This window comes from Pelagimonas sp. KU-00592-HH (genome assembly GCF_040369695.1).
In the GTDB taxonomy this organism is placed as follows: Bacteria; Pseudomonadota; Alphaproteobacteria; order Rhodobacterales; family Rhodobacteraceae; genus Shimia.
In genome coordinates, this window is record NZ_BAABWM010000001.1 from 700,237 (window position 1) to 716,877 (window position 16,641).

A 16,641-nucleotide genomic window follows, 5' to 3' on the forward strand; every position below is an offset into this window, starting at 1 on the left:
ATCATCTGGCTGGCAAACTCTTCCAGAAGAGTTTGCCGCTCAGAAATCCTCGGGCTTTGCTTCCCGCGCCATGTGATCGAGAACCGCGTTCACGAACTGGCGTTCTTTGCCGCCCGGAAAGAAGGCATCGGCCACGGCCACATATTCCGAGATCACCACCTTGGCAGGGGTGCCCGACTGCAGCAGCTCGGCGCCGGCCGCACGGAACAGGCCACGCAGGGTCGAATCGATACGGCCAAGGGGCCATTTCGCAACCAGCGCCCGGTCGGTCATCTGGTCGATCGGGGCCTGGTAGTTCACCGCGTCTTCGAGGGTCTTGGAGAACAGCGCCGTGTCCCCCTCGAGCATGTCATACTCTTCGAAGGTCTCGCCAAACCGGAAGTCCAGAAACTCGACCCGCACCTTGTCCACGGTCTGGCCGGTCTGCTCCATCTGGTAGAGCGCCTGCACGGCAAAAAGCCGGGACGCGGATTTCATCTTGCGTTTCTGGTTGCCGGAAAGGGTCATGCTTTCGGATTGTCCTTGAGTTCGCCAGCGAGCTTGTATTCCTCGGCGTCGGGCACGAATCCCACGCCCTTGCGCTGGGCGCCCCACTTACGCGTGAGCGCGATAAGATGCAAGGCCGCTGCGGCCGCGCCGCCACCCTTGTTCTGATCTTCCGGATCCGCGCGCACTTCCGCCTGCTTGCGGTTCTCCACGGTCAGGATACCGTTGCCGATGCAAAGCCCCTGAAGGCCCAGCAACTGGATCGCGCGGCTCGAGTCGTTACAGACGGTCTCGTAATGCGTGGTCTCGCCACGGATCACGCAGCCCAGCGCCACATAGCCGTCGAAATTGCTCATCCGCTCGGCAATGCCGATCGCGGTCGGGATTTCAAGCGCGCCGGGCACTTCGACCACCTCGTAAGTCCCACCAACAGCCTCGATCTCGGCCACGGCACCGGCCAGCATGTTGTCGGCAATATCCTTGTAGTAAGGCGACATCACGATGGCGAGTTTGACAGGCTTGTCGAACTCCGCACGCGGCATGATGTAGTGTTTTTCTGCGCCAGCCATGTCTTACTCCTTGGCAATCGGACGGGTTCCGACAATCGACAACCCATAGGCATCAATGCCGAGATACTGGGTCTGGGGCGAGTCGGTCAGCAGGATAAGTTCGCTCAGCCCCATGCTCGACAGGATCTGCGAGCCAAGGCCGGTGTCTTTCACGATACGCGGGCGGTCCTCGTCATCGCCAAAGTCGAACTTGGGATGCGGCTCGCGGAACAGAAGAACCGCGCCACGGCCTTCCTCGGCCACGATACGCATCGCATCCGAGAACTCGTCACGCGGCTTGGGTCCAAGGCCCAGAACGTCGGTCAGCTCGTTCAGCGCGTGGGTCCGCACCAGCACCGGCTCGTCGGTGGTGATGTCACCCTTGATCAGCGCCATGTGCTCCACACCGTGAATCACATCGGTGTAAACCCGCATCTCCCAGTCGCCGCCCACTTCCGCGGTGACGGTATCGCGGCGGGTTTCCTGGATCAGGTTGTCGTGCTTGGAACGATAGGCGATCAGGTCCGAGATGGTGCCGATCTTCATATCGTGGGTCTTTGCGAACTCCACCAGATCGGGCAGACGCGCCATGGTGCCGTCTTCCTTCATGATCTCGCAGATCACACCCGACGGATGCAGCCCGGCAAGGCGCGAAATGTCCACGGCAGCTTCGGTATGGCCGGCACGCACCAGAACGCCCCCACGACGCGCGCGCAGCGGGAACACGTGGCCCGGCGTGGCAATCGCGGCCATGGTGTTCTGCTCGTTGATCGCCGTCGCGATAGTCAGCGCACGGTCGCCCGCCGAAATCCCCGTCGACACGCCCTCGCGCGCTTCGATCGACACCGTAAAGGCGGTCTCGTGGCGCGACGAGTTGTTGACCGCCATCATCGGCAGGCCCAACAGGTCGATGCGGTCCGCCGTCATCGGCAGACAGATCAGGCCACGACCATGCGTCGCCATGAAATTGACCGCTGCCGCATCGGCAAATTCTGCGGCAATCACCAGGTCGCCTTCGTTCTCGCGGTCTTCGTGATCGACCAGAATATACATCTCACCCTTGCGGGCGGCTTCGATGATGTCTTCGATCGGGCTGATTGCGTCACGCAGCGACTGTTCCACCGGACCGGGCTTTTCGAAACTCATGGGCTCTCTCTCGCCTTTTGCTTGGCAAAGCGCATATCGCAACCACACCCCATTGGCCAGAGCAGGGGCGGCGAATTTCGGTTCGGACGCGACGACAGACCCCGGTAAAGAAGGCCCCGACCCTCTCTCGGGCCGGGGCACATGTTATCAGTAGGTCTGTTTGAGGCCGGTATAGTCGCCACGCAACTGGACGATCACCGTGGTTTCGGTCTTGTCGCGATTGCGCCAGAACCACCCGTGCTGGCCGTCAAAGGCCGCCGTGATCTCGCCCTCGTCCGCAGTCTTGCCGCGTCCCCTTTCATAGGTGACGGACTTGCCACTACCGTCGCCATGCAGATCAAAGTTGATCCGCGCGCCGTCCGTGAACCAGCGGTATTCCGCAACGGCGCCTTCGTCCATCGCCAGCTTCCACTCGATCCCCTGTCCCGGCGCGAGGGTAAAGGAAATCTCGTCCTTCCAGACGTCGGCCTCCTGCGCCATCGCCGCCCCGAACAGGAACCCGCCAACCGCGGCCTGCTCGTCCGCCGCGGCTTCTTCGGCCAGCTCCTGCTTGATCTCGCCCATCTCGGTCAGCCCCAGCAGACCGCCGATCCGCGTCGGATCAATGCCGTATTCCGCGGGCAGGACAACCGTCACAAGGATGGCCGCCGCCGCACCGGCCGCGATAAAGGTCGAGCGCAAAAGTTTCTCGCTGCTCGGCAGCTCTTCGGGGTTTGGTTTGTTTGCGTTGTACATTTTTCTGTTTCCCTGTTCAGGAGGCGACCACGAGGCCGGTGAGTTGATAGCCGATAAGAATGAAACCGGCGCACATCATGACGACGTTCGCGGTATAGGCGTGCCGCCAGAAACTCTGGCTCCGGCGCCAGTACCCCATGGCGATAAGAATGATTGCGAGAGCCATCATCTGACCGATTTCCACCCCGACATTGAAGGCAATCAGGTTGGGCAAAAGCCCGTCTTCGGGCAGGTCATAATCGAGAATCTTGGTCGCCAGACCCAGACCATGGAAAAAGCCAAAGACAAGCGTGGCCATCTTGGCGTTGGGCTGGATGCCGAACCATCGCTGGTAGGCACCAAGATTATCAAGCGCCTTGTAGACAACCGACAACCCGATGATTGCGTCGATCAGGTAGGCATTTACGTTCCAGCCGAAATAGACCCCTGCCAGCATCGTTGTGGAATGCCCGATGGCAAACAGGCTGACGTATGTGGCAACGTGCTTTGCCTTGTAGAGGAAAAACACCACCCCGAAGAGGAACAGGATGTGGTCGTATCCGGTGACCATGTGTTTGGCCCCGAGGTACATGAAGGGGATAATCTTGATCCCCCAGATCTGCTGGATATAGCCGGCATCACCGGCCGTCACGTTATGTGCCGCTGCCACGCTGGCACTCAGCCATAGCGCAACAAGCGAGAGGATGGGCAGGAAAACGCCTCGGCACCAGGCCGACCGCTTCCAGCCCGATTGGACTGTGTTCATGGATTGAACTCCGCTGTGTGTTGAAATTGATCTCAGGACCCGCAGGTGCGGGCAGGATCAAACACGCGGAGGACGTTCTAGAAGAAAAACCGGTGCCGGGGGGCTCTCGCCGCTCGGCACGAGATCATGGCGTGAGGGTCTCTGGGTATCCATCTCTGCCCGTGCCATGACTAGGACTGCCGAGCTGTGGTCATGATCGACCACGTCATGGCCATGTCCGTGAAACGCCCAGTAGGCGTCGAGTGCATCACCATGTGAGTGACCGTGATCACTTTCCATTTCGGCGGCGATCACACCAACAGCCAGATCATGAGAAAACGAAGGCGCCGAACCCCAGACCACAAGGCATAGACACAGGAGCGCCGCAAACAGCGCTCGTATCTGCCCCTTGGGTTTGATGGCCTGCTTCATGTTCGACCTTCTTGTTCCTTGCACAAGCAGATAGGAAGCCCAACAAAGTGCGGCAAGGTTTTGTTAACTGTTATCGCGTGGCTGCAAATCCGCACCTCCGCGATACAGTCGTAATACCGACGCAATACCGACGTTGATTTTCAGCTCATTTCAGCCAGCCGCGCGACGTAGCGGGCCAGCGTGTCGATCTCGAGGTTGATCCGGTCTCCGACCTTGGCATCGCCCCAGGTGGTGGCCTCCTTGGTGTGCGGAATGAAGTTGATTCCAAAATCACATCCCTCCACCTCGTTGACCGTCAAAGACGTACCGTTCAAGGCCACCGATCCCTTGGGTGCAATGAACTTGGCCAGCGCCTCAGGTGCCTTCAGCGTCACACGGGTCGAGTCGCCCTCGTCTTGCATGGCAATGATTTCGGCAACACCGTCAACATGGCCCGAAACGATGTGCCCGCCCAGTTCGTCACCTACCTTGAGGGCGCGTTCAAGGTTGAGCCGCTTGCCGACTTCCCAATCACCAAGATTGGTTTTCGATACGGTTTCTGCACTGATTTCAACATCATACCAGTCATCACCCAGTTCGATAACTGTCAGGCAGACACCATCGCTGGCGATAGACGCCCCCATGTCGATGCCTGCGGTGTCATAAGACGTGCCGATCCGCGCCCGCAGATCTCCGCGCTTTTCCAACTCGCGTACAACGCCAATATCGGTGATGATACCAGTAAACATCGCTCACTCCCGCCTGAACTGTGAGACCAAGCACTAGCCCGCCCTGCGACCTTTCGCAAGACGCCTTACTTTCGCCAATAAGCTAAGGTAACCTGGCCGCAAGATCTCGAACATATGAGACAAATAAGATGGCAGTATCGAGTGGACAGAACCGGGTGTTCCTGTTCCTACAGGGACCACATGGGCCGTTTTTCAACGGCCTCGCAAAAATGCTGCGCCGTTCCGGCGCGAAGGTCTGGCGCGTCGGCTTCAACGCCGGCGACCGCGTCTTCTGGCCGGATTGCAACAGCTACATTCCCTATACCGACGCCCGCGAAAACTGGCCGGATCGCTTCACTTCCCTGGTCGATGAAAAGCAGGCGACCGACGTCGTCCTTTACGGAGACGTGCGGGCGATCCACGCCCAGGCGATTGAAATCGCGAAGAAAAAGAACATCCGCATCCATGTTTTCGAAGAAGGTTACCTGCGCCCCTACTGGGTGACCTATGAACGCAACGGATCAAACGGCAACTCGCGGTTGATGGATATGACCATCCCCGAGATGAAGAAGGCACTCGAAGGCAGCGATGCCGACACGCCTTTGCCGCCGGGCCACTGGGGCGATATGCGCCAGCACGTTTTCTATGGCGCACTCTATCATTGGTTCGTCATGTTCGCGAACCGCACCTACCGAAACTTCCGCTCGCACCGTGATCTCAGCGTCGCCAAGGAATTCCGCCTGTACTTGCGGCGCCTCCTGCTGATGCCGGCACATGCAATCGAGCGCCGCATTGCCACCAGACGCATCAAGAACGGCGGTTTCCCCTACCACCTTGTGCTGCTGCAACTCGAACATGACAGCAGCTTCCAGCAACACTCGCCCTTCAACACGATGACCGAGTTTCTGGACCTCGTCATCACCAACTTCGCCCAACACGCCCCGGGCCATCACCACCTTGTCTTCAAGGCGCATCCTTTGGAAGATGGCCGCGTTCCGGTTCGTCTCGAACTTGATCGCCTTGCAAAGGCCCACGGCATCCGTGACCGTGTTCACTATGTGCGCGGCGGTAAACTGGCCCGTCTGCTGGCCGAAACGCGATCTGCCGTCACAGTGAACTCGACCGCCGCCCAACAGGTTCTTTGGCGCGGCATCCCGTTGAAAATATTTGGCAAGGCCGTCTATTCGCAACCCGAGTTCATCAGCGACCAACCCCTGAGCGAGTTCTTCAGCGGCGCAACACGCCCGGACAATCGCGCCTACAAAACCTATCGTCGCTTCCTACTGGAAACGAGCCAGGTTGCCGGTGGGTTCTACAGCGCCCGAGGACGCCGCCAACTGATGAGGCACGTCGTCGACATGATGCTTTCACCCGAAGATCCCTATGACGCGCTCAAGTCCGGGACAGCAGCACCACGGCAACAGTTGCGTCTGGTGAACTGAGAGACACAAGGTCTAGCGCTGGATTTTTAGTTCGAATTCAGATAGGTTACTTGAAAAACCTGAGGCAGAAAAACATAGGTCGAGGAGACCGAGCAGTGAAACTCATGCAAAATCGATGGGCGAAGTGCGCCGTGGTCGTGGCCTGTATGGCCGCCGTATCGTCTTGTGGTCTTGTCCCCCGCTCTGGTCCGAACAAACGCGAAATCTTCGCTGGTTCCGTACAACGCGAAGGTGATGCCTTTATCGTCGCCGTGAATGACCGCGTGACCCGCGCCACCGCCGTGGTGCCCGCTCTTGGGTTTTCGAACAAGTTCCAGAACGCAAGCCAACTCGGCTCGGACACCATTCGCCCCGGCGATGTCCTGTCGCTGACAATCTGGGAGAACGTCGACCAACCCCTGCTTGGCCCCGAAGGACAGGTCGCCGCTGTTCTTGAAGAGGTGCAGGTGGATGGTGCAGGTTTCATCTTCGTGCCCTACGCCGGCCGTATCCGCGCTGCCGGGAATACACCGGAATCCATCCGCCGCGTGATCAGCGGCAAGCTCGAAGAGCAAACCCCCGATCCGCAGGTCGAAGTCCGCCGCGTGGCAGGTGATGGCGCGACCGTCTCGCTGGTTGGGGCCATTGGCGGCCAGGGTGTTTATCCGATCGAACGCCCGACCCGTACCCTTTCGACCATGCTTGCCCAGGCAGGCGGCGTAACGATCACGCCTGAAATCGCTCAGGTCACCGTCCTGCGCGGTGGCCAGCGTGGCCAGATCTGGCTGCAGGATCTCTATGATAACCCGAAGCTCGACATCGCCCTGCGAGGCGGGGATCGCATCTTGGTCGAGGCCGACACCCGCGCCTTCACCGCGCTTGGCGCGACAGGTGCGCAAAGCCGCGTCAACTTCGAAACCAAGAACCTCTCGGCGATTGAAGCGATCGCACAGGTCGGCGGCATTCTTCCGCAATCAGGCGATCCCACCGGTGTGTTCGTGTTCCGCAACGAAGCGCCCGAAATCTCGAACCAGGTTCTCGGCCGCTCCGACCTCGTCGGCGCCCAGCGCATGGTCTACGTGCTGAACCTTACCGAACCCAACGGCATGTTCATGGCGCGTGATTTCGTGGTCCGCGACGGCGACACGCTCTACGTGACCGAAGCGCCGATCACCTCCTGGAACAAAACAATTGCAGCCTTTACCGGTACGCTTACCTCGGCGGATACCATCGGCTCTCTTGGCGGTTTCAACTGATGACTTTCCTGCCCGACGGGCAGTCTGACGCCGGCGCCGCAACGCGCCGGCGTCTTTATGCGTATAATGGCGGCTTCTTCTTCCAGAAACGCCTGCGTCGCATTCTTGACCTTGCCGGATACGATCTCCGGCTAGGCAAGAGTTCGGAAGAAGACCTCGTCGCCATTTGGGGACAAAGCCCGACCGCATGGCGGGGCCACCACATGGCCGAACGCAGCGGCGCAGGCAAACTCTTCGTCGAGGACGCTTTCCTGCGCTCAGTCTTGCCCGGACGCGCCGGGAAACAGCCACCAATCGGCTTGTTCCTTGACGGTTCCTGCCCCCACTTTGACCCATCGGTGCCTTCTGACCTCGAAACCCTTCTTGCCACCCATCCCCTTGACGATGCGGCGCTTCTCAACCGTGCACGCGGTGCTATGGCCCGGCTTCAAGAGGCGCACCTTACCAAGTACACGGGCGTCGACCCCTCGCTCGCCCCGCCCAAACCGGGGTATGTGCTTGTGATTGACCAGACCCGCGGGGATGCGTCTGTAACGGCCAGCAAGGCCGACGATGCCGCCTTTCAGGAGATGCTGGTCTTTGCGCAGGAAGAGCATCCCGGCTGTTCCGTTCTGATCAAGACACACCCGGAAACGGCGCAGGGGTTCAGACAGGGCTACTTTGGCCCGGAACATGAAACCGACCGGGTGAAACTGTGCACTGCCCCCTACTCTCCCTGGATTTTGTTCGAAGGGGCGGTCGGCGTCTACACGGTGTCGTCGCAAATGGGGTTTGAGGCGATCTTTGCTGGCCACAAGCCACGGGTGTTTGGACAGCCGTTCTATGCGGGCTGGGGCCTGACATCTGACGAACGTCCAGTACCCCGACGCCAGAGGAAACTGACCAGAGCGCAGGTCTTCGCAGCGGCTATGATCCTCTATCCGAAATGGTACGACCCCTGCCGCGACAGGTTGTGCGATCTTGAAACAGCCATGGACCTTCTTGAGGCGCAAACGCGCAGCTGGCGGGAAGACCGGCACGGCTGGTCGGCATTTGGAATGCGGTTCTGGAAGCGCAACCACATCCAGAAGTTCTTTGGCCAGCATCGCGGGGTCCAGTTCGACAAGACCGACGACACACGCCTCGAAATGGTTTGGGGCATGAAAGACGGGCCGAAAGACGCGGTGCGCGTGGAAGACGGCTTCCTCAGATCACGCGGCCTTGGGGCAGAACTGGTCCCGCCGCTATCACTGGTCTGCGATGACTTAGGGATTTACTATGACCCCAGTCAGGCCAGCCGCCTGGAAACACTGATCCAGGAGCGGGCCGAACTCAGACCTGATCAGGCACTTCGCGCCGACAAGCTGGTCGAACGGGTCCGCAAGCTGGGCATTAGCAAATACAACCTCGACAGCGCCCCGATCCAGCTTCCGGAGGGCCGGTTGATCCTCGTCCCCGGTCAGGTCGAAGACGATGCGTCAATCCTCTTGGGAACTTCGGACATCCGGACCAATGCCAACCTTCTGAAGGCGACACGCGAGGCAAACCCAGACGCGATCATCCTCTACAAACCGCACCCCGACGTGACCGCCGGATTGCGCAGTGGGCATGTGCCTGATCCGCTGATCTGGGCCGACCAGATCGTTGACGGCGACATGGCGCAACTGCTTGAGCGCGTTGCCGAAGTCTGGACCATGACCTCGGGCACCGGCTTCGAAGCCCTGCTGCGTGGCGTCAAGGTGGTGACCTTCGGTGCCCCCTTCTATGCAGGCTGGGGGCTGACGGACGACCGTGGTGATATTCCCGACAGGCGCACAGCAGAGGTGCCACTGAACGGCCTCGTGCACGCGGCCCTGATCGACTATCCCCGATACTATGATCCGGTGTCCCGTCAACCCTGTTCGGTGGAAGTCGCAATCGACAGGCTGTCTTCGGGGCGCATACCGCATCCCGGCCTTATCAACCGCACGCTATCGAAATTGCAGGGGGCCTTTGCGACCTATGCCTCTTTGTGGCGCTAGTCGCTAGGCACGTCGCCAAACCGACATGGTGTCGGCTCCGCACACCCTATGCCCGGCAAGCCTAAGCAAAGGCGCCTCTGGAAGACGCTCCACGCCCATTGCCCCGATTGAGGGATAGCCCTCTGCCCCAAGCGCTTTGCCGGCCGTGAAGGTAATCAACTCGTCCACGAGGTCCGACATCAGCAAGGACGCCGCCAAAGCGCCACCGCCTTCACAGAACACACGGGTCAGCCCCCGTTCACCTAGCGCTTGAAGGATCGAAGATGGCGCGAGATGGGGGCCCTCAAGATCACAGGGCATTAGTTCGGCCCCAAGGTCTTCCCAGGTGCGTATCAGCGTCGGATCAGCATCCCGCCCGTGGGCAATCCAGACAGGAATGTCCCGCGCAGTTTTGGCTAGGGTGCTCATCAGCGGGATATCCAAGCGACGCGACACCACAACGCGTACCGGCTGATCTGCAATCCCCATATCGCGCACCGTCAGCGAAGGATCATCGGCGCGCGCAGTGCCGCCGCCGACCATGACCGCATCATGCCGCGCCCGCATGGAATGAACCTCACGCCGCGCCTCTGGGCCGGTGATCCACTGGCTTTCGCCAGTTGCCGTTGCAATGCGGCCGTCCAGCGACGACGCGAGCTTGAGTGTCAGGAAAGGCCGCCCCTGTTCGGTCCTGAGGAAGAAGCCCTGTAGGTCACGTGCCGCCTCTTCGGCGCAGACGCCTGTTGTCACCTCGATGCCAGCCTCGCGCAGCATGGCAAAGCCGCGGCCGGACACGCGATGGTCACTGTCTTCGATGGCTGCCACCACCCGCGCAACACCAGATTCGATCAGCGCCGATGCACAAGGCGGGGTCTTGCCGAAATGCGCGCAGGGCTCAAGCGTCACATAAGCCGTCGCACCGCGCGCTTGTTCGCCGGCTTGTTCAAGCGCCACGACCTCTGCATGCGGGCGACCGCCCGGCTGCGTCCAGCCACGTCCGACGATACGGCCTTCGCGTACTATCACACAGCCCACTGCGGGGTTTGGCCAGGTCCGTCCCTGACCGCGCCGCCCCAACGAGAGGGCAAGCGCCATATACCGATTGTCAGACAGGATCAGTCTTCCGAAGGTGCTTCGTCCGGGCGAAGCTCGGAAACGAATTTGTCGAAATCGTCGGCCGCCTGGAAGTTTTTGTAAACACTCGCAAATCGCACATAGGCGACAGTGTCGATCCGCGCCAAAGCTTCCATAACAATTTCGCCAATCGTCTTCGACTGGATATCGGTTTCCCCCATGCTTTCGAGGCGTCGCACGATGCCTGAAATCATCTGGTCAATCCGCTCGGGCTCAACCGGGCGTTTCTGCATGGAGATGCGGATCGAACGCTCAAGCTTGTCGCGATCAAAGTCTTCACGGCGACCGTTCGATTTGACGACGATCAGGTCACGCAGCTGAACCCGTTCATAGGTGGTAAAACGCCCGCCACATGCCGGACAAAACCGCCTGCGCCGGATCGATACATGATCCTCGGCAGGGCGTGAATCTTTCACCTGGGTGTCAATATTTCCGCAAAACGGGCAGCGCATGGCCTCTCCCCTTCGTCTTCGGCCTCACCAAATTGGGCGTGCACCCAAGTTATCCACATTCACTATAGGGGAGCCGCTAGAGTTTGGGTAGAGGGGAAATACACCCGCTAGATGAAGTCCAGCGGGAAAACTTTCGAAGCATTCCCCTGTTGCGGACACGCAATCGTACCTATCTCGGTATTGTAAGTAACGAGTGACCTCGGTTTCCCAATTCATGCAACTATATGCGCCGCCACGCTTCGCGTGTGCGGCGCTTTTCTATGTTCGAACAGGTAGATGCCCTGCCAAGTTCCCAACACAGGTCGTCCTGCACTGATCGGGATAGAAAGCGACACCGGCATCATCGCCGCTTTGATATGCGCAGGCATATCATCCGGACCTTCATAAGTGTGGGTCAAATATGACATCGAAGGGTCTGTCGTCGGCGGCACAAGCCGATGAAAGAAATTGCGAAGGTCCGTCTGAACTTCGGGATCAGCATTTTCCTGGATGAGAAGGCTACACGAGGTGTGCCTGACGAACAGCGTGAGCAAACCGGAGCCTAGATTTAACGCTTCTACCCAAGACGTCACATCGCATGTGAATTCATAGAGACCTTGGCCGCATGTTGAGATTTCGAATTCGCGTTGCATGCAGCTTGAAATAGCCTGGGGAAGTGAACCAGGCAATCCTGTTCACATCCTAAAGACATTTGCGTCAAGCCCACAGTATCCACGGGCGTGGCCTACACTGATATTGTAACCTACCATCTTAACGGACAACGAATTCCCGCCAGCATTGGCAGCCTTTTCCAAGAGGGCCTGATCCGGCGATAAGGTAAAACCGACCGCACGCCCCCTAAGCCCAGCAACAGACGCTCCATAAGGATTCAGAACGTAAATGCGCTCCGAACCGGTCGCCCCGTATTTTTTAACCGCGTACCGTCCCGCCTCGCACCAGAAACGTGACGTCATTGCACTAAAGCCCTCGGCAATCTCAAAACTTCTAGGCTCAGGCAATTCAGCCACTCTCCAAGGCACATTGCCAAACTGAGAAACCGCGACGCCCGGCAATAACGAAATAGCTGCCGAAAGAGCGATGATCAGAACGTGCCGCATTGGTGAGGTCTCCTTGTCCTGCAACCCATATATGACTTTCATCAACAGAAAAAATGTTCCGATGTTCAAAAAAACATGAGGCGGTCGGAGAACCGACCGCCTCTCAATAGCAGACTGAGAAGGAACTTTACTGATCCAAGAAGCTGCGCAGCTTGCGCGACCGGCTGGGATGTTTCAGCTTTCGTAGCGCCTTTGCCTCGATCTGGCGAATACGTTCGCGGGTCACGCTGAATTGCTGGCCAACTTCCTCCAGCGTGTGGTCGGTGTTCATACCGATGCCAAAGCGCATCCGCAGGACGCGCTCTTCACGCGGGGTGAGCGAAGCAAGCACGCGGGTCGTGGTTTCTTTGAGGTTTTCCTGAATGGCGCTGTCCAGCGGCAGCACGGCATTCTTGTCCTCGATGAAATCCCCCAGTTGCGAGTCTTCTTCATCACCGATAGGCGTTTCAAGCGAGATCGGCTCCTTGGCGATCTTCATCACCTTGCGAACCTTCTCAAGCGGCATTTGCAGCTTTTCAGCCAACTCTTCCGGTGTCGGCTCGCGGCCGATTTCATGCAGCATCTGACGACCGGTTCGAACCAACTTGTTGATCGTTTCGATCATGTGCACCGGAATACGGATGGTGCGCGCCTGATCGGCAATCGAGCGCGTGATGGCCTGACGGATCCACCAGGTCGCATAGGTCGAGAACTTGTAGCCGCGACGATATTCAAACTTGTCGACCGCCTTCATCAGACCGATGTTCCCTTCCTGGATCAGGTCGAGGAACTGAAGGCCGCGATTGGTGTATTTCTTGGCAATCGAGATCACGAGGCGAAGATTGGCTTCGACCATTTCCTTCTTGGCCTGACGCGCTTCTTTCTCCCCCTTTTGAACCTGCTGCACGATGCGGCGGAATTCCGAGATATCCAGCCCCACATAGGTCCCGACTTGCGCCATGTCCGCGCGAAGCTCTTCGACCTTTTCCGTGGAGCGCTCCATGAACATCTGCCAGCCACGCCCAGGCTTCTGGCTCATATCGTCAAGCCAGGTCGGATCAAGTTCACGACCACGGTAGGCTTCGATGAACTCACGGCGGTTGATACGCGCCTGGTCCGCCAGCTTCACCATCGACGAGTCGATCTGCATGACACGGCGGTTGATGCCGTAAAGCTGGTCGATCAGGGCTTCGATACGGTTGTTGTGCAGGTGGAGTTCATTCACCAGCTCAACGATTTCCGAACGAAGTTTCTGATACTGCTTCTCTTCCTTGTCCGAGAAGGTGTCATCTTCGTTCAGCGTTGCCGAAATACGTACATCCTGCATGTCCGACAGAAGCGCGTAGTCGCGGGCAATCAGATCTAGGGTTTCAAGAACCTTGGGCTTGAGGGCCGCTTCCATTGCCGCAAGCGACATGTTGGCCTGCTCGTCCTCGTCATCATCATCGTCCTTGGCAATCGGGTTGCCGTCGGCGTCGAGTTCCGGGCCCTCATCTTTCTTGGGCGCCGCATTGACGTTTGAGGTATCGACGACGGGCTCTTCCTCCTCCTCGTCGTCATCCATCTGGTTGCCGAAGGTGGTTTCGAGATCGATCACGTCACGCAGAAGAATCTCTTCGGACAAAAGCTCGTCGCGCCAGATGGTAATCGCCTGGAAGGTCAGCGGACTTTCGCAAAGACCGGCAATCATGGTGTTGCGACCGGCTTCGATCCGTTTCGCAATCGCGATCTCGCCTTCACGGCTCAGCAGTTCGACCGACCCCATTTCGCGAAGGTACATGCGCACTGGGTCGTCAGTGCGATCCAGCTTTTCGGTCGTACCCGAACCAAGCGCAACTTCGCGATTGGACGAAGAGGTATCAACCAGCGCGGTCGATTTCTGCTCTTCTTCTTCGGCGTCTTCATCTTCGATGATATTGATGCCCATTTCCGACAGCATCGACATCACGTCTTCGATCTGCTCCGAGCTAACCTGATCCGGCGGCAGCACCTGGTTCAGCTGATCGTAGGTGATGTAGCCCTTCTCCCGGGCCTCGGCGATCATCTTCTTGACGGCTGCCTGGCTCATGTCGAGCGAGATTTCCGGCTCCTGATCGGCGGGCTTACGGTCGTCGGTATCTTTTGCGGCCATGCGGTACTCCTGCAGAGAAGGGCGTCGGTGATTCGTTAGACCGAATCAATAGCGCGATCTGATGATTCGCACACCCGTTTACCCCTTTTTCTTTACCTGTTCCTCACCAAAGTGAATTACCGGCGCCCTCCGCGCCCGCCCCTGGTGAAATCGATTGCATTCCTGAGGGCATCCAGCCTCTCGCGTTCTTCCTTGTCGACAGCCACCCCATTGGGGGCTTTCACATATTCGGCAGCATCTTCCTGCCGCACTTGCACAGCGCGGTTTCGGGCTTCCGCTGCCTGTCCCAAGCGCCAGGTGACGGCCTCGTCGGCTAACCCGAACATATCTTCCTCGGCCTCCGCGATCTCGGCGCGCAACCCGCGCACGGTCTTCATTTTGGCCAGTTCTTCGCTCAGGGTAAGGCGTGCCATTTCCATATCGCCTGGGTGGCGCACGGCAGGCGTGATCGCGACATGGGGATGCCGCAGCAAGTTTTCAACGGCTTCGTGCCCCAAAGCCATCTCGACTTCGGCACGCGGGTCAGGAGTGTTGGCACACCGCAACAGAACATCACGCAGGCGGGCGTTGTCTTCATCCGCACATTCCAACGTTTCGATCTCGTATTCGAAGTCATCAAGCAGTTCGGGCGTGGTCAAAACAATCGCCAGAACCACGGCCTCGCGAACGCGAAACTCAACGGACGTATCCGCCACAGCCAGCATCGATGCCTTGGTATGCGATTGCACGGCAGGCGCGGCATTCCACTTTGTGAACCGCTTGCCCCCACTGCCGCGTTGCGGACGGAACAACTGCCATCGCAACTCCTTGATGGCTTCTCCATAGTGCTGGCGAATTGAAGGATCCGCGATCAACTTGATCTTTTCTTTCAGTGCCTTGTCGAGTGCCGCTCGACGCTCGGGGCTGTCGAAAACCTTGTCTTCGGTCTCTCGCCTCCACAGCAGATCAACCATGGGAATGGCCTGATCCAGAACCGCCTGAACCGCCCCCGCCCCCTTGGCGCGGATGAGGTCATCCGGGTCTTGGCCCTCGGGCATCAGAGCAAAGCGCAGGCTCTTGCCTGCTTCCAGAAGCGGCAATGACAAATCAATCAGACGCATCGCCGCCCGCAAACCCGCCTTGTCCCCGTCCAAGGCAATTACCGGCTCAGGCGAAATCCGCCACAGCAGTTCCAGCTGATTTTCGGTTACCGCCGTGCCCAACGGCGCCACCGATGCCCCAAAGCCCGCTTCGGCGAGCGCGATAACGTCCATGTAGCCCTCGGCCACCAACAGCGTCTTCCCTTTGCCCGCCGCTTCTCGCGCGGGACCGTGGTTGTAAAGACTGCGCCCCTTGTCGAACAGTTCGGTTTCCGGGCTGTTCAGGTATTTGGCATTGTCATTTGGGTCCATCGCCCGACCACCAAAGGCGATACACCGCCCCCGCGCATCGCGGATCGGGAACATGATGCGATTGCGGAAGGTATCGTAGGGCCGCCCCCCCTTGGTCGAAGGTTTGGCCAGACCACAGCCAAAGATCAGATCGGGTTCAACATTCTTGCCCGTCAGGTGGTCCCAAAGGTTCTGCCAGCCATCCGGAGCGAACCCGATTTCCCACCGCTCCAGCGCCTCGGGACCAAGGCCACGCTTCTCAAGATATGCTAGCGCGTCATGGCCTGCGTTCGTCTTTAGTTGCAGGCGGAAGAACTGAACGGCCTGCTCCATCACATCGGCGAGCTGGCTGCGCCGATCGGCCTTTTGCTGCGCCTGTGGATCACGTTGTGGCATTGGCATGCCGGCCTCACGCGCGAGGATTTCCACTGCTTCCATGAACCCGACATTCTCAGTTTCGCGCACAAAGGAAATCGCATCCCCTTTGGCGTGACAGCCAAAGCAGTAGTAATAGCCCTTCTGGTCGTCGACATGGAAAGACGCCGTTTTTTCATGGTGAAAGGGACACGGAGACCACATGTCGCCCTTGCCCTGATTGGATTTCCTCTGATCCCAAACAACCTTGCGACCCGCCACCTGCGACATGCTGGTGCGGCTCCGAAGTTCATCCAGGAATCCGGGTGGTAGGCTCATTATTGAAATATAGGAACTGGTGCCAAGGGCGTCCAGCAGCCGTTGTTACTGCGCGGCGCACTTGGCAAGATAGGCCTTGCCCGGCTCCAGCTTTAGTTCCTTGCGTTTGAGCGAGTAAATCCACTCAACAATATGCGGGACCGCGCCGATATATTTCTCGGCGACGGCCTCATCTTCCCCAGACGTCATGATCGCAAGGGCCTTTTTCTCGCTCGTACGCTCAAGACGAAGTTCGGTCGCCCGATCCACGATAGCCGCCTGTAGTTCACACTCGGCCTGCTGATCTGCAAGACCAGGCGAGGCGACAACCAGAGTTGCGACAACAGACAAAGCGGAAAGAACGCGCATGAT

General features: G+C 58.8%; 17 protein-coding genes. 3 read left to right on the plus strand and 14 right to left on the minus strand.

The window, feature by feature from the left end; translation table 11 throughout:
* Window positions 1-39: 39 nt before the first annotated feature.
* The 7 genes from nusB to ABWV42_RS03570 all read right to left on the minus strand — a co-directional run bounded on the left by nusB (window position 40) and on the right by ABWV42_RS03570 (window position 4,799).
* Entirely contained in the window at window positions 40-507 is a 468-nt protein-coding gene (gene nusB, locus ABWV42_RS03540; RefSeq protein ID WP_353338908.1) for a transcription antitermination factor NusB, read from the minus strand.
* Window positions 504-1,055 (minus strand): 6,7-dimethyl-8-ribityllumazine synthase, encoded by a 552-nt coding sequence (locus tag ABWV42_RS03545; protein ID WP_353338909.1) that lies wholly within the window; start codon window positions 1,053-1,055, stop codon window positions 504-506. Before ABWV42_RS03545 ends, nusB begins: the two co-directional genes overlap by 4 nt.
* 3 nt (window positions 1,056-1,058) lie before the next feature.
* Complete coding sequence (gene ribB / locus ABWV42_RS03550) at window positions 1,059-2,180, minus strand: 3,4-dihydroxy-2-butanone-4-phosphate synthase (RefSeq protein ID WP_353338910.1); 1,122 nt, start codon at window positions 2,178-2,180, stop codon at window positions 1,059-1,061.
* A 147-nt stretch (window positions 2,181-2,327) separates the two neighbouring features.
* The gene (locus ABWV42_RS03555; RefSeq protein ID WP_353338911.1) at window positions 2,328-2,915 is read right to left on the minus strand and encodes a transmembrane anchor protein; all 588 of its coding nucleotides are present in this window, start codon (window positions 2,913-2,915) and stop codon (window positions 2,328-2,330) included.
* Between the two features lie 16 nt (window positions 2,916-2,931).
* On the minus strand, window positions 2,932-3,660 hold the full coding sequence (locus ABWV42_RS03560) for a HupE/UreJ family protein (RefSeq protein ID WP_353338912.1): 729 nt from the start codon (window positions 3,658-3,660) through the stop codon (window positions 2,932-2,934).
* Between the two features lie 57 nt (window positions 3,661-3,717).
* Complete coding sequence (locus tag ABWV42_RS03565) at window positions 3,718-4,071, minus strand: hypothetical protein (RefSeq protein WP_353338913.1); 354 nt, start codon at window positions 4,069-4,071, stop codon at window positions 3,718-3,720.
* A 140-nt stretch (window positions 4,072-4,211) separates the two neighbouring features.
* Window positions 4,212-4,799: a riboflavin synthase gene (locus tag ABWV42_RS03570; protein WP_353338914.1), complete on the minus strand. Its 588-nt coding sequence runs from the start codon at window positions 4,797-4,799 to the stop codon at window positions 4,212-4,214.
* 128 nt (window positions 4,800-4,927) lie between these two features.
* Between ABWV42_RS03570 and ABWV42_RS03575 the strand changes: the two genes are divergently transcribed.
* The 3 genes from ABWV42_RS03575 (at window position 4,928) to ABWV42_RS03585 (ending at window position 9,455) form a co-directional block, all read left to right on the plus strand.
* Window positions 4,928-6,220: a capsule polysaccharide biogenesis protein gene (locus ABWV42_RS03575; RefSeq protein WP_353338915.1), complete on the plus strand. Its 1,293-nt coding sequence runs from the start codon at window positions 4,928-4,930 to the stop codon at window positions 6,218-6,220.
* A gap of 104 nt (window positions 6,221-6,324) precedes the next feature.
* On the plus strand, window positions 6,325-7,455 hold the full coding sequence (locus ABWV42_RS03580) for a polysaccharide biosynthesis/export family protein (protein WP_255105591.1): 1,131 nt from the start codon (window positions 6,325-6,327) through the stop codon (window positions 7,453-7,455).
* The gene (locus ABWV42_RS03585; RefSeq protein WP_353338916.1) at window positions 7,455-9,455 is read left to right on the plus strand and encodes a capsule polysaccharide biogenesis protein; all 2,001 of its coding nucleotides are present in this window, start codon (window positions 7,455-7,457) and stop codon (window positions 9,453-9,455) included. Before ABWV42_RS03580 ends, ABWV42_RS03585 begins: the two co-directional genes overlap by 1 nt.
* A 3-nt stretch (window positions 9,456-9,458) precedes the next feature.
* Here the strand turns inward: ABWV42_RS03585 and ribD are convergent, their stop codons facing one another.
* From ribD to ABWV42_RS03620, 7 genes are all read right to left on the minus strand, one after another.
* Window positions 9,459-10,529 carry a bifunctional diaminohydroxyphosphoribosylaminopyrimidine deaminase/5-amino-6-(5-phosphoribosylamino)uracil reductase RibD gene (ribD, locus tag ABWV42_RS03590; RefSeq protein ID WP_353338917.1) on the minus strand — a complete coding sequence of 357 codons (1,071 nt, stop codon included), beginning with the start codon at window positions 10,527-10,529 and terminating at the stop codon, window positions 9,459-9,461.
* 20 nt (window positions 10,530-10,549) lie between these two features.
* On the minus strand, window positions 10,550-11,020 hold the full coding sequence (gene nrdR, locus ABWV42_RS03595) for a transcriptional regulator NrdR (RefSeq protein ID WP_255104797.1): 471 nt from the start codon (window positions 11,018-11,020) through the stop codon (window positions 10,550-10,552).
* Window positions 11,021-11,232: 212 nt separating this feature from the next.
* Window positions 11,233-11,652: a secondary thiamine-phosphate synthase enzyme YjbQ gene (locus tag ABWV42_RS03600; RefSeq protein ID WP_353338918.1), complete on the minus strand. Its 420-nt coding sequence runs from the start codon at window positions 11,650-11,652 to the stop codon at window positions 11,233-11,235.
* A gap of 42 nt (window positions 11,653-11,694) precedes the next feature.
* Window positions 11,695-12,117 carry a hypothetical protein gene (locus ABWV42_RS03605; RefSeq protein WP_353338919.1) on the minus strand — a complete coding sequence of 141 codons (423 nt, stop codon included), beginning with the start codon at window positions 12,115-12,117 and terminating at the stop codon, window positions 11,695-11,697.
* Between the two features lie 127 nt (window positions 12,118-12,244).
* Window positions 12,245-14,227 (minus strand): RNA polymerase sigma factor RpoD, encoded by a 1,983-nt coding sequence (gene rpoD, locus ABWV42_RS03610; RefSeq protein ID WP_353338920.1) that lies wholly within the window; start codon window positions 14,225-14,227, stop codon window positions 12,245-12,247.
* 116 nt (window positions 14,228-14,343) lie between these two features.
* Window positions 14,344-16,290, minus strand: coding sequence for a DNA primase (gene dnaG, locus ABWV42_RS03615; RefSeq protein WP_353338921.1), 1,947 nt, complete (start codon window positions 16,288-16,290; stop codon window positions 14,344-14,346).
* A 45-nt stretch (window positions 16,291-16,335) separates the two neighbouring features.
* Window positions 16,336-16,638 carry a hypothetical protein gene (locus tag ABWV42_RS03620; protein WP_353338922.1) on the minus strand — a complete coding sequence of 101 codons (303 nt, stop codon included), beginning with the start codon at window positions 16,636-16,638 and terminating at the stop codon, window positions 16,336-16,338.
* Between the last annotated feature and the right edge of the window lie 3 nt (window positions 16,639-16,641).